Annotated in this window: 20 protein-coding genes and 1 pseudogene; 4 read left to right on the forward strand and 17 right to left on the reverse strand. The window is 34.4% G+C overall.

Going from position 1 to position 19517, the window contains the following annotated elements; genetic code table 11:
* Nucleotides 1–10: 10 nt before the first annotated feature.
* From DN393_RS11495 to DN393_RS11520, 7 genes and pseudogenes are all read right to left on the reverse strand, one after another.
* Entirely contained in the window at nucleotides 11–586 is a 576-nt protein-coding gene (locus DN393_RS11495) for a biotin transporter BioY (protein ID WP_001093321.1), read from the reverse strand.
* 123 nt (nucleotides 587–709) lie between these two features.
* Nucleotides 710–2323 (reverse strand): long-chain fatty acid--CoA ligase, encoded by a 1614-nt coding sequence (locus DN393_RS11500; RefSeq protein WP_149173510.1) that lies wholly within the window; start codon nucleotides 2321–2323, stop codon nucleotides 710–712.
* 136 nt (nucleotides 2324–2459) lie between these two features.
* The gene (locus DN393_RS11505; protein WP_064476992.1) at nucleotides 2460–3110 is read right to left on the reverse strand and encodes an ABC-2 transporter permease; all 651 of its coding nucleotides are present in this window, start codon (nucleotides 3108–3110) and stop codon (nucleotides 2460–2462) included.
* A complete protein-coding gene (locus DN393_RS11510) occupies nucleotides 3111–3962 on the reverse strand; it encodes an ABC transporter ATP-binding protein (protein ID WP_149173511.1) in 852 nt (283 codons plus the stop codon).
* A 45-nt stretch (nucleotides 3963–4007) separates the two neighbouring features.
* Nucleotides 4008–4796: a helix-turn-helix domain-containing protein gene (locus DN393_RS11515; protein ID WP_064476994.1), complete on the reverse strand. Its 789-nt coding sequence runs from the start codon at nucleotides 4794–4796 to the stop codon at nucleotides 4008–4010.
* A gap of 331 nt (nucleotides 4797–5127) precedes the next feature.
* Nucleotides 5128–5232: pseudogene (locus tag DN393_RS32395) on the reverse strand (GNAT family N-acetyltransferase); the annotation flags it as partial.
* Nucleotides 5233–5235: 3 nt separating this feature from the next.
* Complete coding sequence (locus DN393_RS11520) at nucleotides 5236–5439, reverse strand: hypothetical protein (RefSeq protein ID WP_064476995.1); 204 nt, start codon at nucleotides 5437–5439, stop codon at nucleotides 5236–5238.
* Nucleotides 5440–5591: 152 nt separating this feature from the next.
* Here DN393_RS11520 and DN393_RS11525 point away from each other — a divergent pair, with 152 nt between their 5' ends.
* A complete protein-coding gene (locus DN393_RS11525; protein ID WP_064476996.1) occupies nucleotides 5592–6404 on the forward strand; it encodes a GNAT family N-acetyltransferase in 813 nt (270 codons plus the stop codon).
* 171 nt (nucleotides 6405–6575) lie between these two features.
* Entirely contained in the window at nucleotides 6576–6788 is a 213-nt protein-coding gene (locus DN393_RS11530) for a CsbD family protein (RefSeq protein ID WP_016077378.1), read from the forward strand.
* A 227-nt stretch (nucleotides 6789–7015) separates the two neighbouring features.
* Here DN393_RS11530 and DN393_RS11535 read toward each other — a convergent pair whose 3' ends face one another.
* The 4 genes from DN393_RS11535 to DN393_RS11550 all read right to left on the reverse strand — a co-directional run bounded on the left by DN393_RS11535 (nucleotide 7016) and on the right by DN393_RS11550 (nucleotide 10476).
* Nucleotides 7016–8494 carry a DUF4822 domain-containing protein gene (locus tag DN393_RS11535; protein WP_064476997.1) on the reverse strand — a complete coding sequence of 493 codons (1479 nt, stop codon included), beginning with the start codon at nucleotides 8492–8494 and terminating at the stop codon, nucleotides 7016–7018.
* Nucleotides 8495–8935: 441 nt separating this feature from the next.
* On the reverse strand, nucleotides 8936–9187 hold the full coding sequence (locus tag DN393_RS11540) for a DUF2164 domain-containing protein (protein WP_001983516.1): 252 nt from the start codon (nucleotides 9185–9187) through the stop codon (nucleotides 8936–8938).
* A gap of 17 nt (nucleotides 9188–9204) precedes the next feature.
* Complete coding sequence (locus DN393_RS11545) at nucleotides 9205–9657, reverse strand: peptidoglycan recognition protein family protein (RefSeq protein WP_149173512.1); 453 nt, start codon at nucleotides 9655–9657, stop codon at nucleotides 9205–9207.
* Between the two features lie 15 nt (nucleotides 9658–9672).
* Nucleotides 9673–10476: a protein phosphatase 2C domain-containing protein gene (locus DN393_RS11550; RefSeq protein ID WP_088047026.1), complete on the reverse strand. Its 804-nt coding sequence runs from the start codon at nucleotides 10474–10476 to the stop codon at nucleotides 9673–9675.
* Nucleotides 10477–10590: 114 nt separating this feature from the next.
* Here DN393_RS11550 and DN393_RS11555 point away from each other — a divergent pair, with 114 nt between their 5' ends.
* Nucleotides 10591–11430, forward strand: a complete 840-nt coding sequence (locus tag DN393_RS11555) for a YitT family protein (protein WP_141669153.1) — start codon at nucleotides 10591–10593, stop codon at nucleotides 11428–11430.
* 20 nt (nucleotides 11431–11450) lie between these two features.
* On the opposite strand, the gene DN393_RS11560 is transcribed toward DN393_RS11555, so the two are convergent.
* On the reverse strand, nucleotides 11451–11822 hold the full coding sequence (locus DN393_RS11560; RefSeq protein ID WP_001246933.1) for a VOC family protein: 372 nt from the start codon (nucleotides 11820–11822) through the stop codon (nucleotides 11451–11453).
* Nucleotides 11823–12057: 235 nt separating this feature from the next.
* Here DN393_RS11560 and DN393_RS11565 point away from each other — a divergent pair, with 235 nt between their 5' ends.
* Nucleotides 12058–13590: a BA3702 family sensor histidine kinase gene (locus tag DN393_RS11565; protein WP_064477001.1), complete on the forward strand. Its 1533-nt coding sequence runs from the start codon at nucleotides 12058–12060 to the stop codon at nucleotides 13588–13590.
* 44 nt (nucleotides 13591–13634) lie between these two features.
* On the opposite strand, the gene DN393_RS11570 is transcribed toward DN393_RS11565, so the two are convergent.
* From DN393_RS11570 to DN393_RS11590, 5 genes are all read right to left on the reverse strand, one after another.
* A complete protein-coding gene (locus DN393_RS11570; protein ID WP_149173513.1) occupies nucleotides 13635–14243 on the reverse strand; it encodes an alpha/beta hydrolase in 609 nt (202 codons plus the stop codon).
* Between the two features lie 19 nt (nucleotides 14244–14262).
* Nucleotides 14263–15207 (reverse strand): ring-cleaving dioxygenase, encoded by a 945-nt coding sequence (locus tag DN393_RS11575; RefSeq protein WP_149173514.1) that lies wholly within the window; start codon nucleotides 15205–15207, stop codon nucleotides 14263–14265.
* 350 nt (nucleotides 15208–15557) lie between these two features.
* The gene (gene putP / locus DN393_RS11580) at nucleotides 15558–17036 is read right to left on the reverse strand and encodes a sodium/proline symporter PutP (protein ID WP_149173515.1); all 1479 of its coding nucleotides are present in this window, start codon (nucleotides 17034–17036) and stop codon (nucleotides 15558–15560) included.
* Nucleotides 17037–17338: 302 nt separating this feature from the next.
* On the reverse strand, nucleotides 17339–17827 hold the full coding sequence (locus tag DN393_RS11585; RefSeq protein WP_064477005.1) for a CcdC protein domain-containing protein: 489 nt from the start codon (nucleotides 17825–17827) through the stop codon (nucleotides 17339–17341).
* Between the two features lie 112 nt (nucleotides 17828–17939).
* Nucleotides 17940–19514: an FMN-binding glutamate synthase family protein gene (locus DN393_RS11590; RefSeq protein WP_149173516.1), complete on the reverse strand. Its 1575-nt coding sequence runs from the start codon at nucleotides 19512–19514 to the stop codon at nucleotides 17940–17942.
* Nucleotides 19515–19517 lie beyond the last annotated feature (3 nt).

A 19517-nucleotide genomic window follows, 5' to 3' on the forward strand; every position in this document is an offset into this window, starting at 1 on the left:
CTTCTCTTTCTTATCCCGCATTTGTATATTTCCCACTCTTGAGAGCAGGCGTAATAATATGTTTCAATGAACGATGTAATTTCGTTACAAGAATTGCTGCTATAATCGCTTTTATGCAATCACCTGGTAAAAATACGGCACTTACTTTCATCGTCTGCCATATAGAAACATCCATAAAGAAAGCTTGTACAATGATACCAAATACATAAACTACGAAAATACCACCAATTATATTAATACATAATACCTTTATTATAGAGACTTCACGTAAACGCTCAATTAAATAACCAATGACAAACGCTCCAACGATATAACCAAGTAAATATCCTGCACTTGGCCCAACAAATACGCCTGGACCACCGCGTCCACCAGCAAGTAATGGTGCTCCAACTCCAACTATAAGTAAGAAAATAAGCTGACTTAACGCACCAAGACGTGATCCTAACAATCCACCAGCAAGCATAACACCGAGTGATTGTAATGTAATCGGAACTGGTGTAATAGCAAGAGCAATTGGAGGTATTAACCCTAACACTCCCATAATAGAACTAAATAAAGCGACGAAAACTAGGTTTTTTGTATTCATATTTGCTTCTCCTATTTGTAAACTTAAAATGATTTTTAGATAACATATTATAGGAGTTATATTATCTTTCTATTTAGTCTTTGTCAACTTATTTTAAATATAGGTTTACAAATATTTTTTCAATTATTTCTCTTTATGCATATGCTCAAGTTCTTTCCGAAGCGCCTGTTTTAAAAACTTCCCAACAGATGTTTTCGGTATTTCTTCCATAAATACAATATCGTCTGGTAACCACCACTTCGCAAACTGTGGTTTTAAAAACTCATATATTTCTTCTTTTGTTACTGTACTATTTTTCTTTTGAACGACGCAGGCAATTGGTCGCTCTTGCCACTGCGGATGAGGAACGGCAACGACAGCTGCTTCAAATATAGCATCATGTGCCATTAATGCATTTTCAAGGTCAACTGAAGAAATCCACTCACCTCCGCTTTTAATAACATCTTTCGTACGGTCAACAATTTTCACGCAGCCTTCCTCGTCAACCGTAACGACATCTCCTGTATATAACCAACCATCACGAAAACCTTCGACAGTACGTTCATCGTTATAATAACTTTCAGCGATCCAAGGTGCTCGTAAACATAACTCTCCCATCTCAGTACCATCCCACTTCACTTCACTGTTTGTACCGACTACTTTCATCTCTACACCAGGGACAAGATATCCTTGTTTTGAGCGGATTTCTAATTGCTCTTCATATGATAATTCTGTTTCATAACTTTTTAAACGTGCAAGTGTTACGAGTGGGCTTGTTTCAGTCATACCATATGCATGTACGAAAGGAACATTATATTTTTGTTCAAATGCTTTAATAACGCTTTTCGGTGCAGCAGCACCACCGCATAATATTCTCGTTATACTAGATAAATCGTAACTATTATTTTCTAATTCTTGTAATACGCCGAGCCAAATTGTCGGCACACCTGCTGCTATCGTTACTTTTTCAGCTTGAATCATCTCTAATAAAATTTTTGGAGTAAACATTGGTCCGGGCAGAACTTGTTTAGTTCCAAACCAAGTAGCTGCAAAAGGAAGCCCCCAAGCGTTCACATGGAACATCGGTACAATTGCCATCGCCGCATCACTTTCCGATAAAGCAGCTGTATCCGCTAAACCGAGTGCCATACAATGCAGTACAGTACTACGATGCGTATATACAACACCTTTTGGATTTCCTGTAGTCGCTGACGTATAACACATACCAGCAGGTGTATTTTCATCAATATCTTTTACAAATTGGAAATTCGGATCGCCTTCTTCTAATAGTTTTTCATAATGATATACAGGTTCTAGCGTAGTATTGGGAAGTTCATCTTTATCAGTCATAATAATGTAGGCTTGTACAGTTGATAATTGTGATTGAATATTTTCAACGAGTGGTACGAGATCTTCATCTATAAGTAGAATTCGATCTTCTGCGTGCTGAATAATGTATGAAATATGTTGAGGAGATAAACGAATATTAATTGTGTGTAAAACGGAAGCAATACCAGGAATAGCAAAATATGCTTCCACATGTCGATGATGATTCCACGCTAACGTTCCTATACGCTCGCCTTCTTTAATTCCTAATTTTTTTAACGCACTTGAAAGTCTTCTCGTCCTTTCACCTAACTGCTTATACGTTAACGTCGTAACTGTATCATGTGTCCGTGAAACAATTTCTTTCTTCGAAAACAGTTTCTCTGCTCTTTCCATCATAGAACTAATTGTTAGCGGTACATTCATCATCATATTGGTTACATCCCCCTTTAAAGCGTTTTCATTTTTCGTTTATTATAACAGACTTTTACGAATAATTACGACATTTTTCTGTATTTTCTGAATTATTTCTTTGGAAATAATTCAGAAAATACTAAGAGAAAATATATTAAAATTCTTTCTTACGATATATAAATATCGAAATGAAATAAGAAAAGATATATATGATAACGCCAAATGTTGTATATAGAATTGAAACGTATACAGATGAATTTAAATTTGATATTGGAAATTGTTCTATTAGATATCCAATTACACTTTGTAATCCAAAATAAGTAACAAGTCCCCCACATGCGCCTCCAATTGTAATAGCATCAGATTTTTCTGCTCCAAAAACATAGAGAAGCGGATAAGCTATTGCTCCGGCATTAAGAATGATGAACGTCCCTAAAGAAACACTCTTAAATATACCATCATCAATTGGTGTATCTGAAACTAAACCATGTACATAAAATATGCCATACGATAATAAAGTACCAATAATTACAACTAAAAAATAGAAAAGGTAGTGACTTTGCACAATGTCATTTCTAGTAACCGGTAAAGTAAGTACATATTTTTCATACCCCGACTTACTCTCATATTTAATAACTTCAAGTGCAGGAATCGCAGCAAATAAGATAATGAATGTAGCAATTAAACGGTACATTGAAGCATTACCAAAATAAAAAACCAATCCCGCTCCTAATATCGCTATTCCCATGAACGTAAAGAAAGTTCGATACACTAGATAATAGTTTGTCAATAATAAACCTTTCATTTATTTTTCACTCCTCGTTAATAAAATACTTATTTCTTCTATCGAAATGGTTCTATGAGCAATCCCATTTGGTAGTTTATGCACATCTGATACAAGTACATTGAAATAAGAACCATTATTCCTTTTCACCACAACTATATCTTTGTTGATTAAAGTTAGTTGTTCCTCATCAACATCTACAATGGCATAATTGTCCAAAACCTTATCCTTTTCTTCATTCAATAAAATTTCTCCATCTTTTATCACAATAAGGTGACTAGCTATTTTTTCTACATCACTCATAATATGTGAAGAAAGTAATATACCACCATTACTTTTATTCACAAAACTTTTTAATTCCTCTAACACCTCCTCCCTAGATGAAGGATCAAGACCTCCTGTCGCTTCATCTAGAATTAATAATTTCGCATTATGCGACAATGCAACAGCTATAGTTAGTTTCATTGACATTCCACGCGAGAATTTACCTACTTTCTCATTAGTAGGTAAAGAAAAAGTATTAACTAATCGATAAAAATTATCTTGATCCCAAGATTCAAACATCTTTTTAAAAACTTTGTTTAATTGCTTTATCGTAAGATGAGCCGATAGATTCATAGCATCAAATACGACTCCAATCTTCCCCTTATTCTTGGCATCTTTATTTATATTCTCTTCACCAAATATTTTTACTGTACCGCTATCTTTAGAAATTAATTCTAGTACTGTTTTAAATGTTGTTGATTTACCTGCCCCATTGTCACCAATGAATCCAATAATTGCCCCTGATGGCACATTGAATGTAACATCTTTTAAAACAACGTTGCTTCCAAATGATTTACTTAAATTTTTAATTTCTAGAATGTTTGACATCATTTCACTCCTATCTTAGCTTTTAATAAAATAGATTTTCTCCTATTAAAAATTATCCACTTTATCTCTCACTTTCTTTTTTAGTTTAAAAATAATACGATTGCTATATTCTTTATTCTCTACTAAAATCCGATACATCTCCCACACTCCTACAACACGAACAAAAAGATAGACTCCAATCGCAATAAGTACAACACAGTACGGATAATACTGTACTAATTCTCCTGAAGTGATATGCTTTTTCTCAAATAAAAATGGTATCGCTCCTGCTGCTATAAAACAAAATCCAACGATCATTACTGCAGCATACTTTTTCTTAATTACTTCATATCTTTTTGTCAATTCTTTTAGAAAGTTTTGATCAAATAGTAGTTCTTCTTTTTTCAATACATTGTATCTACTCTCTTCTATCGTTACAGGTACCATCATTGCTCCAATTCCAAGGACAGCAATGATAATAACAAGGAATGTCGAAATTGTTGCATTTTCTTTAAATAATAAATACGGTATTGTAGATAAAATGAGCAAACTAAATCCTAGCGCAATATATTTAGAAATTTTTTGCCCATACACTATATACCCTTCTGCCATTTCCTGACTTACGTAATAGCCCTCCACATTTTCATTACTTTGCTCAGCAGTTTCTTTTAATAAATAGTCGAGTGATACTTCAAATACATTTCCAATCATTATTAACTTTTCAGTTTCAGGAAATCCTTGACCGTTTTCCCACTTACTAACTGCTTGCCTTGTTGTGTTTAATTTTTCAGCTAACGCTTCTTGAGAAAGACCCTTTTCCTTTCTTAATTTAAAAAGCTTTTCACCAAATCCCATATGTGTGTCCCCCTTTGTTTTCTTACCTAAATTGTATGTAAACATTGCCCTTATCTCTATCTTCCTGCGGTTGCACTTTGTCAACTTACGGTTGCGATTGTGTTATTTAGCGGTTTTGTATACGATTTAGCTATTTTCCCCCATGATTATGGGGCGTTAATTATATAACCCATCTCAATAACAAATTATAACAATTAAAGGTAATTATTGTTATACAAAATCAAAAAACTCCCTTGTTCATTTAAAGGAGTTTTCGATATAAAATATTTCAAGAGGACTAATATTGATTCACAATTTCTTCTATACATTTTTGTACGTTGTGCAACGATTAATAAGCATCCCACACAGTATATGTTGTCATCTCTTTATATAAGGCATACTCACATATATGTAAAATATTACTCCTATTAATTTCCCTAATAAAAACACTTCTCAATAATCATAACGGCTTCTGCTTAAACTTTTCATAATTTCGTACTTTTAATAAAAGGATATTCCCGCAATCTGTACAAATATAAGCATCTACTGGTGAAGATGTAAACATCGTCTCCTTTTTCCGTATTTGTGCATATCCGACAAACTCACCTTCTCCTATATTTTGAGAACCACAATTAGAGCATGTCTGCACGCCTTTCTGTTTCATGAGAGCACCACCTTTAATCTGTTTCCACTCCCTTCGACAGTTCACTTCCATTTTCCTTCCAAAAAACCTCTTATTCTCTTACATTTCAACAGGAATCTCATAACATACATCGTATATGTACTATGAAATATATTTATTAACGGAGGAATTTTATGAGTACTATTATGACGCTCAATACAGCACAAGAAATTGAAAGCGCAGAAATACATATGCTTTCTTCTAGATTAAAGGCACTACAAGCAATAAACGGAAATCCAATGCAAGTACAAATGAAAAAGTTCGGGAGTGCCACTGCCTTTTCATCAAAAATAATTGCTGGTCCTGCTTTTAATACGGTAAAAGGTATTACATTTACAAATACAGATGAGATAGATGAAATCGTCTCTTATTATCAATCGCTACAAATCCCTTGTCGTTTTGAAATTACACCCGCTCAAGGTACAGCCAAATTATTTCAATACTTATCTCAAAGAGGATTTTACCAATCCAGCTTCCATACCGCTTTATATAGTATACCGAGAGAAGACCCTTCCCTTCTTCCTTCTAACATTTCAGTACGCGAACTAAAAGAAAATGAATTTCATATTTTTGCAGACATATACGTACGCGGATTTAACATGCCATCCTTTACAAAAGATGGCGTCCATCAAAATAACGAAATTCTCTACAATAAACCTGGCTGGCATTTTTTCATAGCCGAAGTTCAAAACACTCCTGCGGGTATTGGTGTCCTGTATATAAATAATGGGATTGCATCATTAGCTGCTTCTGCTACTTTGCCAGAATTTCAGCGTAAAGGCTGTCATACTGCATTAATTCAAAAACGAATAGAGACGGCTATTGAATCCAACTGTAACTTAATAGTTGGACAAACAAGGTTCGGTAGCAGCAGTCAAAATAATATGGAACGTGCCCATATGAAAATTGCTTATACGAAATCAATATGGACTGCAAAAGACATGTAATTTACATTCTTTCTCTTCTCATTACAATTTTATACATTTTATGACACTTTCTTTTCTATCCTATTAATCATTTGAATATTCAAACTATATTTGTTACGCTATTACTAGATACATCATTCAACTTGCAATATGAAAAGAGAATTCTAATCAAACTACAAGGAGGAGAAATGTATGACTAAGAATGATCATGGTTTAAAGGAAAAAGTAGAAGGTGCCATTGATAAAGTAAAAGGTGAAGTAAAAGAAGTTGTCGGGAAAGTAACTGACAATAAGAAATTACAAGCTGAAGGAAAATGGGATAAAGTGAAAGGCACTGCTAAAGATACGGTTGGTAATGTAAAAGAGAAAGTACATGAATATAAAGAACATAAAGAGAATAAATAAAAAAGAACAAAGATGTATGGTGGTGCAAGTAGGGAGTTACTAGATCCGAGAAAAAAGAATTTGTATTTTATATTTACCTGTAAAATCATTTTAAAACGACAAATAGATGCCTTCAGGCATCTATTTGTCTATAAACAGCTATTTTTCTTCTACTATATAACTTCCTAATCACTGAGGCTTCTCCTTACCAACATTCCCCAACATAATACCTTTGCTAGAGTAAAAGATCACTTTGTGAAATTTGGTTTTAGGTCGCCTGTATACGGTTCGTGCTCAACAAAGATTTTTATATCTTTTCCATTCGCATCTTTCCCGATTCTTGTATACGTAAATTTCTCTTTATTTAACTCTGTAAGTTCAAGGACCGCACCATATTTATTATTTCCTAATGAAGCGTGAGCTCTTATTTTATTACCATGTACAACATCGAAGAAACCATAATCCCCACGACTTACCCCTGTGTTCACATTAAAAAACTCATATTTATTTGTATTTTTATCATATTTTGCTAGACTGATTAAGTTTGAGTTGTATTTTGTTACATTATTACCCTGTTCGTCTAATACCACCGTTCCGTTCCATAGTGTACTAGATAAAATTTCATCTCCATCAACGTCTGTAACTATTTTCCCTGTCGAGCTTTCTAAATTTTTATCAGGTTGCGTGAAAGAAAGTTCTTTTTCATGGTAAGGAACATGTTCAACAAATACTTCTACATCGTTCCCTTTTGCATCTTTCCCCATTCTTTTATATGTAAATTTCTCCTTGTCTAATTGCGTTAATTCAACAACTGCCTGATAATTTTTCGTTTCAGAAATTAACACTCTTTTCTTTCCATCATTCGTTATAAAAAAGGTACCGCTATCATTACGACTTTCTCCTGTACTTGCATTAAAAAATTCATACCTTGCAGTTTTAGCATCATATTTTGCAAGCCCGATGAAATTTTGATTTTCTTTCGTTACATCATTATGATCTTTGTCATAGACTTTTGTCCCTTTCCAATTTGTTTCACCAAGTATGCTAGCTAGTAGTTGCCCTTTCGTTTGTTGAGTTTGTTTAGTTTCTTGTATTGCATTGTATAAAAATTGTGCGTACTGTTCACGCGTCACATCCATACTTGGAGCAAATTTCCCTCCTCCTACTCCTTTTGCAATATTATTTGTTTGAACAGCACTAATTGCATTTCTTGCCCATGAGTTCGTTGAAACATCATTAAAAGTATGATCACTCTTTGCCTTTAAATGAAAAGCATTTGTAAGAACTTGTGCCATTTCTGCACGTGTTAAGGATGCCTTCGGTCTAAAGTTCCCATGCTCGTCACCCGTAAAAACGCCCATTTCTGTTAAAGATAAAATTTCCTTTATATAGCTTGTCGAATCTTCGCTTACGTCCCCATATGGGTTCTCATAATTTTTGTTTTCTGCCATATTAAAATAACGATACATTAATGCTGCAACTTGTTCGCGTGTTACGTTATCTCCAAAACCAAATCTTCCATCATCATAGCCAAAAATAATTTTCTCACCTGTTAATTGATGAATCGCCTCATATGCCCAGTGCCCCTTTGGAACATCTTTGAATACATCAGTATGACTCGTTTGTGGTGGAACCTCTTCTGCTTTTACCTCTCCATTTTTTTCACTCAATAGGCTTCCACCTAAAACTGCTGATATGATACATGTTTTTAAAATCGTTTTATTCATAGCTTCCCAATCCCTTCATTTAACAAAGAATTACACCACTTATCTTCCAAAAGAAGATTCTATGTGAGCAATTCATGTTTTACATTTTGATTACAGCTAATTGGTTACACCTCCAAAGTTCTTTTTCGTAGTATCCATAGCTGTTATATATAGGAATTATAAATAGCAACTATAAATTGCCCATAAATAAATTATTAAAAAAAGATAAAATTAAGATAATATATTTTTAATCTCAATCTAAAAAAACGTTATTCTTTCTCACCTAGCCTGTTAAGAAAGAATAACGTTTTTAGTTCTAGGGTTCTTTTTGACAAAAAAAAGAGAAACTTTATTTTATATGCCAAAAAACAACTTCACGGCCTTTTCCAAACAGAACATCGGAAAAAGCCGTGGCATAATACTTATTTTATAATTGATGGAATACGGCCAAAACGGCTCTTTTTACTTCCCTTCACTCTTCTCTAACACATACAAATCTTCTTCAATATTAGATAGTTTCTCTGTTACAAGCTTTCTAGCATCTCCAATTGCTTGATTGTATGCAAATGGTCCTACTAATTTAATCATTTCTTCTATTAATCGCTCTGCTTGGAAACGTCCAATTTCATCTAAATCTTCTTCAACGAAAAATTGCTGGATTTGTGCCACAAGCTCTTCTTTTTTATCATTTGGTATTTTTATATTCATCATCATTTATGACTCCTCTATATTTAAGATAGTACGTTTCTTAACTCTACCATAGAAAAACGCTTTCCAGGACAACTTTTTGTAACGCCTTCTAGCTCCCTATGACCGAGTATATTTTCTTTCTTTATAGCAAACTGCTTCATAAACATTTTACATAAAAAATATAATGCATTTATTTGTGCGGTAGTTGGATCATATTTGTCAAAATTACCCGTCATACATATTCCAATTGTTTCCCTATTATTATCTTTCGCATGTGCTCCAATATGTAAACCTCGCCCTTCGACTACAGTTCCATCTTCTTCAATAAAATAATTGTAACCGATCCCGCTCCACCCTCTTACTTTTTGATGAAATTCATGTGTTTTATACACATCCCATCCATCTTCGGATGTATGGTGGATAATCAGTTTATTAACTTTCTCTAAAGGAACTAATTCATCTTGAAATGTTAAATTAACACATTTAATTTCCATTCGAACATCCTCCCCTTAAAAATCAATGATCATAATTGTTTTATCGTCTGGCCTTATTCTCTTTTCCTCTTCTAGCTCTTCAATAATTGCTACATATTCATTTATACTATTCTTTCTTATATATGCAACAGTTTGTTCAAGTGGCCAATCTGGGTGGAATAATCCGTCTGAACAAAGAAAAATCCCGCTCACTTCATCTATATGTAGTTCACCATGTTGTAAATAATGTATCGCTTCTTTCATTCCATTCGCAACGGAGTACCCGCCCTGCATATTTGCAAGATAACGATTATATTTTAACTGTTCTCGCACATCTTGAAAAACATGTTCTTCTGGTACAGTTAACCCTTTATTACGGTCTTCTTCCCTCTTCTTTTTTGCTCGTTTACTAATTCCTTCAACCGTGTCTTGCGTTAATACTTGCATCGTCCCATTTTGAAGTATTGCGACAATCATACAGTCCCCTAACTGTGCGTATTCAATTTTCTCACCATCTATTTGAACTGCCGCAATACATGTACACCACAAATGCTCTTTCTTTCTCGTATCTACTTCATACTCTAACATTTTCCTTTGCAATGCTTCATTTGCTTTTGCAACAGCAACTTGCAAACTATGATTTTCACGTAATGAAGCAAAATAACTTGCAAATAAATGCGAAGCGATGTATGCTCCATTATGTCCCTTTTCATCACGAAACGGGACGAGCGGTGTTGCACCATCACATACACCATACATCTTTTTTTCTTCATTACAAAAATAAGAATCCTCACATTCTTGCTTCAACGGGCTTTTCTGTTGATACGTTTTTACCTTCATATCTGTATCCCCTTCCAAATGATAAAATACTCGAATTCTTTTGATTAATCTAATTTTCCGAAATAAACTGTTTTTACCCAAAACTTTCAATATCATATATAATCTTGAAATAATATGAATTTTTTAGTGAAGGACGGGAAAGAGATGGTCAGATTTCTTGGTGTTATTATCGGTTCTATTATTATTGCGATTGCATTTAATCTTTTCCTTATCCCCCACAAAATTTTAAGTAGTGGAATTGGCGGAATTGCTATTATTTTAGGGATTGTAACGCCTGTAAACACAGGTATTATTAACTTTGTATTAAACTTACCTATCCTTATTCTAGGATACATAGGTCTTGGAAAAAAAGTAATTTTTAACACGATTATCTCTGTTATTGTATTATCTGTTGCATTATACTATGTTCCAGTGAAAGTCGTAGCAACAGATCCACTTTTATCATCTATCTTTGGTGGTGTCATTGCTGGGGCTGGTATCGGTCTTGTTTTTAACTGTAATGGCTCAACTGGTGGATTTGATATTATCGGTATGCTATTGTCTCGTAAAAGAGATATTAAACTTGGTGGATTCCTTATTATTTTAAATGCAGTCGTTGTAATAATTGCAGGATTCTTCTTCACTTGGGATGTTGCTCTTACAAGCTTACTTTCAATTTATGTAACTGGTAAAGTGATCGATGCTATTCATACGAAACATCGAAAGGTTACACTTATGATTGTAACAAATGAAGCAGAAAAAATGAAAAAACAACTTCTTTCAACTGTTGTACGTGGAATTACATTACTTGATGGCGAAGGTGCTTATTCCAGCGAAAAAAAACGTGTACTTATGACAGTCGTTTCTCGTGAAGAATTAGCAAGTATGAAATTAACAATTTCCGAAATTGACCCTCATGCATTCGTTAACATTACCGAAACTGTTGAAGTATTAGGTTTGTTTAGAAAAAGTTAAAAAACTAGGTGGATTTCCACCTAGTTTTTATTTTCCATAAATTCAATTCGATTTCCGAACGGATCTGACACATAAAATCTAATTACATCTGGCCGTGCATGATCATCTATTACTTCAATACCTTGCTTTATTAACTCTTGTTTAAATTCATCAATTTTTAAAACATAAAAAGCTGGATGCGCCTTTTTAGCTGGATTGAAGTTTTGCTCAACTCCGATATGAATCTCTTGATTTCCACACTTAAACCAGCACCCACCACGCTTCTTTAATTCCTCTGGCTTCGGTATTTCCTCCATACCAATTTTATTACCGTAAAACTCTCGTGCTGCTTCTTCACACCCTACAGGCGCAGCTACTTGCACATGATCGATACCTTGAATATAATTTCTCATTTTCTCTCCCTCTCTTCTACCCTAATGTTATAAAGAAAACCTACTCCTGTAACTTACAAAAGATTTATAAAACAATATAAGCTCCCCTTATTACGACCTTACACTCACTTTTCCAAAATAAAGAAAACAAAATTTATTATATAACTTCCATTTTTTATAGAAATACACATTACATCTATATTATAGTTATGGATAGACAAATCTTTTTAGATGCTATTTGTACGGAGGAACTATTATGAGTCGTAAAAAATATTCATCAACTCAAAGAAAACGTCATCCGAACATTTCTAGACGTTTGCGAAACCATATACAAGATCGTTCATTAACAGAAATGTACGCATCTCTGTTCAAACACAATCCTGATAGTATTATTTCATTAAATTTAGAGGGAGTTATTCTACATATAAATCCTTCTGCCGAAAAAATATTAGGTTACAATTCTTTAGAATTAGAACAGAAAAATATTACCTCTATTTTAGAAGCTCATATTTCTGAGCAAGTATTACAAAATATAAAGAATACTGGAGCAGATAATCAACAAGAGTATATTTTATCTATTTATCATAAAAATGGATTCTTATTAGACGTCGTGACAAAACTAGTTCCTATTTTTGTCCAAAATCGTCTAACTGGCGTATATGCCATTATGAAACCTCTTGAGAAATCAGAAAGAATTGAGAATATGCTAAAAGAAAGTGAGAAGAGGTTACGTACATTAGTGAACTCCATGCCTGCGTTTGTTATATTTAAGGATCATGAGGGGCGCTGGCTTGAGGCAAATGACTACGCACTTTCTTGCTTTAATTTCCATCATGTACCTTACCACGGAAAAAAAGATAGTGAACTCATTCAATATAATGAAGCGTACCGAGAAGCTTTTTTACATTGTGAAGAAGTCGACGAACTAGCATGGCAACAAAGACAAATTCTTCATGGTGAGGAATTTATTATACATAGAGATGATTTCGACCTAATCTTAAGTATATCGAAAGTTCCACTTTATCATCCTGACGGCTCGCGAAAAGGTCTTATCGTCATGGGAAGAGACGTTACCGAGCTAAAAGAAACGGAAAAGTTATTACGAAAATCAGAAAAGCTCGCAGTAGTCGGACAACTGACAGCTGGAATCGCCCATGAAATTCGAAATCCACTCACTTCTCTAAAAGGTTTTCTAACATTGCTACTCCCTGAAATAAATGAAGAGCAGAAATGGTATATCGATGTTATGTTAAGTGAAATTTCACAAATGGAATCTATCACAAGTCAATTTATGGCGATGTCTAAACCACAAGTATTATCTATCCAAACTTGTAACATACAAACTTTAATTGAAGAGGTAGTTACATTTATTTTACCAACTGCTATTATGCATAGTGTTCACATCATTATGGATCATTTTGATTACAAACATGATATTCAATGTGATGGTAACCAGTTAAAACAAGTTTTTATAAATATATTAAAAAATGCGATAGAAGCAATGCCAAATGGCGGAAATATTTACATCCAAACAAAGCCATTTGAGGATACCTTCATCTTAATACGTATTATCGATGAAGGTTGTGGTATCCCAGAAGATCGTATCTCTCGTTTAGGCGAACCATTTTATAGTTTAAAAGAAAAGGGAACTGGACTAGGATTAATGATGTGTTACAAAATAATTGAAGAACATCATGGTAAATTACACATTTCAAGCGAATTAAATAAAGGTACAATTGTTGATATTCAACTACCGCTTTCTTCATCTCACCTTGCAATCCAGTCGTAAATAATAAAAGAAGCATCTGCTAGTTGTTAGCAGATGCTTCTTTTTTAAAATGCTTTGTCATACCATTCTTTTGCTTTTTCTACTTCGCCCATTGTTAATTGATGTCCTCTATTTTCCCAATGCATTGTTACAGTAGCGTTTGCATTTTCTAATATTACCTTCAATTCCTCAGACTCTGCTGATGAACAAATTGGGTCATTTGTCCCAGCAGCAATAAATACGGATTTCCCTGCTAAATTAGGCAATTGTGTTCCTCTTCTAGGCACCATTGGGTGATGGAGCACAGCGCCTTTTAATGCATTAACGTAATGGAATACTAAGCTTGCAGCAATGTTTGCTCCATTTGAATAACCGATAGCTACAATGTTATTTCTATCAAATTCATATGTTTTTGCAGCTTCATCTAAAAACTCGTTTAATTCCTTCGTACGGAAAATCAAGTCCTCTTCATCAAAAATACCTTCTGCCAATCTACGGAAGAAACGTGGCATGCCATTTTCTAATACATTTCCTCTAACACTTAATACAGATGCTTCCGGATCAATTATTTCTGCAAGTGGTAATAAATCTAATTCATTACCACCTGTACCATGAAGTAATAACAACACTGGTTTTGACGTATCTTTTCCTTTTTGAAACACATGTTTCATCATAATCCTCTTCCCCTTTCAATCACTTTTCGTCTAAATTTCTCACTTCAAATGGTAAAAGTGTTTGTTCAATTTGTTTTCTATGTGGTTCATATTGCTCCGGTAACTTTAATTCCTCACCCATCGTCTCTAACGATTCGTCATGAGCGAAACCAGGAGGGTCTGTTGCAATTTCAAATAAAATTTCGCCGTGTTCTCTAAAATAAATTGCGTTAAAATAATTTCGATCTTGTACAGGAGTTACGTGATATCCAAAACGAGACACATGCTCTTTCCAGTCTAGTTGATCATCATCATCACCCGCTCTCCAAGCAATATGATGGACTGTACCAATACCCATTTGGCCACGCCCGATTGTCGATAGCCTCAAGTCGATAATATTCCCAATATCAGCAGAAGAACGGAATCGAACGAATTCACCTTCTTCTCCCATTTTCTCAAGACCCATAACATGCTCTAACAATTCAGCTGTTTTTTGAGGTTGTGCAGATAAAAGAACAGCACCGCCAAATCCTTTAATTGCTACTTCTGGCGTAACTTCTCCAAAAGTCCAATTATTTAATACGCCTTCTTCTCTTTCTACTAATTCTATATGCAAACCATGTAGATCATCAAATTCTAAATACTGCTCTCCAAATCGAGTCATTTTTGTATACGAAATATCGAATTTTTCTAATCTATTTTCCCAAAACTCCATTGCACCTTTTGGTACGACATAAGACGTAATGCCAACTTGACCGTCCCCAATAATACCTTGACGAGCACCTGCCCATGGGAAAAACGTAATGATTGTTCCAGGCTTTCCTCCTTCATTACCAAAATAAAGATGGTACGTGCCTGGATCATCAAAATTCACTGTTTGTTTCACTAAACGTAACCCTAATATACCAGCATAAAAGTCTACATTTTCTTGTGGGTGTCCTACGATTGCTGTAATGTGATGAATTCCCATTGTTTTCTTTTCCATTTTCTCCGCCTCTTTTTATTTCATTTTAAAAACTTTTATACATTAAAATTCATTATTCATTTTGTCCATACTGCAAAGTAAAATCCATCGTTATGATTTTATCTTGAATTCAAGATAAAATACACGAAATTACATATCATTCTCTATCTTTTTAAAATTATCTCGAATTCAAGATAATTACCCAAAAAATTTTTCCATCTAACATCATTAAGAAATCATTACTTAAAATGTAAATTATCTTGAATTCGAGATTTATTATAAGTTACTTATTTTTTATTGTCAATAATTCCTTATTTTCATTTGAAATGAAAATAGAGTAAACGTCAGTTATCGTTTACTCTATTCGCTAATTATTTCGTTTCTTCTTCCAGCACTGCTTCCATCTCATTAAATTCACGATGAATTGCTTTCACTGGTTCTTTCGTTAATAAACTTACAACAATTACAGCTAATAAACTACAGAAGAATCCAGGTACCATTTCATACATAGTCGCTTTTAAACTTGGAATTTGCACCCAAGTAATAACAACTGCTGCACCTACAATCATACCGGCAAGAACGCCCCATTTGTTCGTTCTCTTCCAATATAAACTTAATAAAATAGCGGGTCCGAATGCTGAACCAAAGCCTGCCCAAGCATAACCGACAAGTGTTAAAATTGTATCACTTGGATGATACGCTAAAACAACTGCAATCATAGCTACTACTAACACTGACAGTCTACCGATAAATACAAGTTCTTTGTCACTTGCGTTACGACGGAAGAATGTTTTATAGAAATCTTCCGTTACAGCACTTGAAATAACGAGTAATTGCGAGGAAATACTACTCATAATCGAAGCCAAAATAGCTGATAATAAAAACCCAGTAATGTACGGATGGAATAAAATGTTTGAGAATGTTACAAAGACCATTTCTGGGTCTTGTAACGTCGCATTATTTTTAGCATAATAAGCAATACCAATTAGACCAGTAAGCATTGCACCTATAATTGAAATCGTCATCCAACCGATACCGATTCTACGAGAAGTTTTTAAATCTTTAACAGAGGTAATTGCCATAAAGCGAACAATAATATGCGGTTGACCAAAATACCCAAGACCCCATGCTAAAAATGAAATAATACCAAGAATTGTAGTACCTTTAAACATATCTAAATGCGATGCATCAACTTGGTTAATCGTATTGAATGTTTCTGTTACACCACCGACATCTGTAAAAGCTACAATTGGCACTAATACAAGAGCAATAAACATAATACAACCTTGCACAAAGTCGGTCCAACTTACTGCTAAAAAGCCACCGAATAGTGTATAAGCAACAACGACAACGACAGTTACAAATAAACCAATTTTATAATCAAGGTTGAAAGAATTTTCAAACAAACGTCCACCTGAAACTAAACCAGCCGACGCATAAAATGTGAAAAATATTAAAATGACGATAGCGGAGACAAAACGAAGTATTTTCGTACGATCTTTAAACCGATTTTCTAAAAAATCCGGAATCGTAATTGAATCATTTGCCACTTCTGTATACGTTCGCAAACGCGGGGCAAGAATTAAATAGTTTGCATAAGCACCTATTAATAAACCTATCGCAATCCATACACTTGATAATCCTGTTGCATACATCGCACCAGGTAATCCCATTAGCATCCAGCCACTCATGTCAGAAGCACCAGCTGATAAAGCTGTAACTGCTGGACCGAGTCCCCTTCCGCCTAACATATAATCTGATAAATCGGACGTCTTCTTATAAGACCAATAACCGATATATAACATACCTGCCATATAAATAGCAAGCGAAACCATAATCTCAATCTTCACCAAATCTCTCCCTTAGTTACATAAGCCATTCAAAATTTCGAAAAATGACTTTTTCTATTTTCTTGTTTTCGCTTATGGTTCCCTACCTTAACAAACATTTTTTGTTCTTTCAAGTGAACAAACCCTTTTCACTACATGTGAAAACCTTTATAAACGCCTTTATCCCAGTGGATTACCCGGCTTTCAAAATAAATTAAAGTAATAATATTCAAAAAAAATAAAATACCGTTTTTTTCACACTTTATTCTCATTCACTTATCAGACAAATTTTAAAAGAAAAAAGCCATACGAATGTATGACTTTTAACTTATTGGCATTGCAATTTTCTCTTTCTCTACATATACTTTACGAAATTTCATATAGCAACCAATGCGCCAAGGTACTATATAACAAACTGCAAGAGTATAAAAAAGAATGCCGATTGACTTTGGATCTAAACCTTGCAAATGTCTTCTAAAATAAGCACGTAAAAGAACGATAACTAAAAATGTAGCAATAAAAGCGATACTTTTTTTTGCATAAATATGACCATCTTCTCTGATTTCATATCCACTTAAAATAATAAGTGGAATTGATAATAACAGTCCAATTCCAGCAGCTATACCAATTTGCCAAACAGCAAGTTGTATCGGTGTAGCATATAAAGAAAAACCTGGTAATAAAAAGAATAATGGCAATAGTAGTCGTCTTCCTTTATTTTTAATTGGGCGATTCATAGAACGCATGCGCCTAAATATAACGAGCCCTATGACGAGTAAAAAAATTGTAATACTGTATGAACCTTGCTGCAAGTGAATCTCTCCCTAAAAATAGTCATTTTTAAAAATACTCCCCTATTATACTCCTAATTTTTCCAAACGATATGATTATTCCTCTGAAAAATCTTACATATTAAATATACTTTTAGGTTTGATTTACTATAGGAAACAATTCCGAAAGAGGAACTACTCTTCCCATCTCATCTTTAAACACAATATGCTCTCTCGTTAAATGACGCGGACTCTTTACTCCCGCTGCTGCCGCAAGTGAAAACAAACTATATCTCATACTTATTATATAGTTCATGACCCGCCACTTCTTCTCATACGGATCTAACGCTTTTTGATAATGAGGATTCGTCGTCGCCACACCAGACGGACATTGCCCAGAATTACATTGAAGCGCCATTATGCAGCCACTTGCCATCATAAAACCGCGGGCTGAATTTACAGCATCTGCGCCAATAGCTAAAGCAATTGCCACTTTATCTGGTGTAATTAATTTCCCCGAGGCAAAAACTTTGAATTTGTCCCGAACATCATAATGATTCGCTGTATCAATACATGTCAGTAACGCTGGAATAAGCGGCATCCCCATACTATCTGCCATCGATTTATACGTTGCACCTGATCCACCTTCTGAACCATCAACTGTAATGAAATCTGGATAGATGTTTAACTCTTTCATCGATTTGAATAAATCTTCCAACGGCTCTTGCTGTCCAATTACAATCTTCATCCCAACTGGTTTACCGCCGTTTTCTTGCAAACGTTGAATAAAATAAAGTGTATCTACTGCATTCTTTAAAAATGGAAATCGATTCGGTGAATTAATCGTTTCTCCTTCTCGCACATTCCGAACAGAAGCAATTTTCTCATTTACTTTTTGTCCCTCTAGATGACCACCACGTATTTTCGCACCTTGCCCAAATTTCAATTCGAATGCTTTAATATTGCTTTCTTTTGCTTTCTCCATAAATTTCTCCATTGAAAAATTACCATCCTCGTCACGATATCCAAATAATCCTGGACCAATTTGCGCAACGATATTTGCACCTGTATGTAAATGTTCTGGAATAACGCCACCTTCGCCAGTATTAATCCACGATCCGCCAGCCATCTTCGCACCAAACCCGCTCGCTAAAATATAATTTTCGCCAATCGCACCGTAAGAAGTTGCTGATGCGCCAAACATGCCATACAGTTTCCACGGATATTTGCGGTTGTCACCGACGATAATTGCATCGTCTTCTTCGTATAACCAAAGATTCGTTGTATCCGCTGTCAATTTTTCTCTTCGTGAAAATAACCCTTCTTTATGAATCACATACTTTTTCCCTTCACGTTCTTTCGTTACATTCACACTTAATTCATCTGTTAATTTCGGAAATAATGTATTAGCGATATAATATCCAGATGCATCAAAATCTCGTTTTGATCCAAAACCGAGTATTTCTGAACGGTATTTTGCTAGAAACATTACACTTTGAAAATCATAACGTGAAAAGGGCTTTCCATCCGTATCATGATCAAACCAATATTGCCTAAATTCCGGCCCTATCTTTTCAAGTAAATAACGCATCCTTCCTAAGTATGGATGTAACTTTAATATAGAATGATGCGTCCGTTTTTTAATAAAAAATGTAATAATAAAAAAAATAATTAATAGTAACATCAATAAGAGCAATACACTAATAATAACGAGTAGCGTTTCACTCATCCC

Source organism: Bacillus sp. BPN334, from assembly GCF_008368885.1.
In the GTDB taxonomy this organism is placed as follows: Bacteria; Bacillota; Bacilli; order Bacillales; family Bacillaceae_G; genus Bacillus_A; species Bacillus_A wiedmannii.

What these genes read in the sequence shown, in the direction of transcription:
- DN393_RS11525 (WP_064476996.1), top strand. Translation starts at nt 5,592, where the DNA reads ATGAGTACTATTATGACGCTCAATACAGCACAAGAAATTGAAAGCGCA.
- DN393_RS11505 (WP_064476992.1), bottom strand. Translation starts at nt 3,110, where the DNA reads ATGAAAGGTTTATTATTGACAAACTATTATCTAGTGTATCGAACTTTC.
- DN393_RS11565 (WP_064477001.1), top strand. Translation starts at nt 12,058, where the DNA reads ATGAGTCGTAAAAAATATTCATCAACTCAAAGAAAACGTCATCCGAAC.
- DN393_RS11545 (WP_149173512.1), bottom strand. Translation starts at nt 9,657, where the DNA reads ATGGAAATTAAATGTGTTAATTTAACATTTCAAGATGAATTAGTTCCT.
- DN393_RS11520 (WP_064476995.1), bottom strand. Translation starts at nt 5,439, where the DNA reads ATGAAACAGAAAGGCGTGCAGACATGCTCTAATTGTGGTTCTCAAAAT.
- DN393_RS11535 (WP_064476997.1), bottom strand. Translation starts at nt 8,494, where the DNA reads ATGAATAAAACGATTTTAAAAACATGTATCATATCAGCAGTTTTAGGT.
- DN393_RS11550 (WP_088047026.1), bottom strand. Translation starts at nt 10,476, where the DNA reads ATGAAGGTAAAAACGTATCAACAGAAAAGCCCGTTGAAGCAAGAATGT.
- DN393_RS11590 (WP_149173516.1), bottom strand. Translation starts at nt 19,514, where the DNA reads ATGAGTGAAACGCTACTCGTTATTATTAGTGTATTGCTCTTATTGATG.
- DN393_RS11570 (WP_149173513.1), bottom strand. Translation starts at nt 14,243, where the DNA reads ATGATGAAACATGTGTTTCAAAAAGGAAAAGATACGTCAAAACCAGTG.
- DN393_RS11575 (WP_149173514.1), bottom strand. Translation starts at nt 15,207, where the DNA reads ATGGAAAAGAAAACAATGGGAATTCATCACATTACAGCAATCGTAGGA.
- DN393_RS11500 (WP_149173510.1), bottom strand. Translation starts at nt 2,323, where the DNA reads ATGATGATGAATGTACCGCTAACAATTAGTTCTATGATGGAAAGAGCA.
- DN393_RS11495 (WP_001093321.1), bottom strand. Translation starts at nt 586, where the DNA reads ATGAATACAAAAAACCTAGTTTTCGTCGCTTTATTTAGTTCTATTATG.
- DN393_RS11560 (WP_001246933.1), bottom strand. Translation starts at nt 11,822, where the DNA reads ATGAGAAATTATATTCAAGGTATCGATCATGTGCAAGTAGCTGCGCCT.
- DN393_RS11540 (WP_001983516.1), bottom strand. Translation starts at nt 9,187, where the DNA reads ATGATGATGAATATAAAAATACCAAATGATAAAAAAGAAGAGCTTGTG.
- DN393_RS11515 (WP_064476994.1), bottom strand. Translation starts at nt 4,796, where the DNA reads ATGGGATTTGGTGAAAAGCTTTTTAAATTAAGAAAGGAAAAGGGTCTT.
- DN393_RS11555 (WP_141669153.1), top strand. Translation starts at nt 10,591, where the DNA reads ATGAATTTTTTAGTGAAGGACGGGAAAGAGATGGTCAGATTTCTTGGT.
- DN393_RS11530 (WP_016077378.1), top strand. Translation starts at nt 6,576, where the DNA reads ATGACTAAGAATGATCATGGTTTAAAGGAAAAAGTAGAAGGTGCCATT.
- DN393_RS11510 (WP_149173511.1), bottom strand. Translation starts at nt 3,962, where the DNA reads ATGTCAAACATTCTAGAAATTAAAAATTTAAGTAAATCATTTGGAAGC.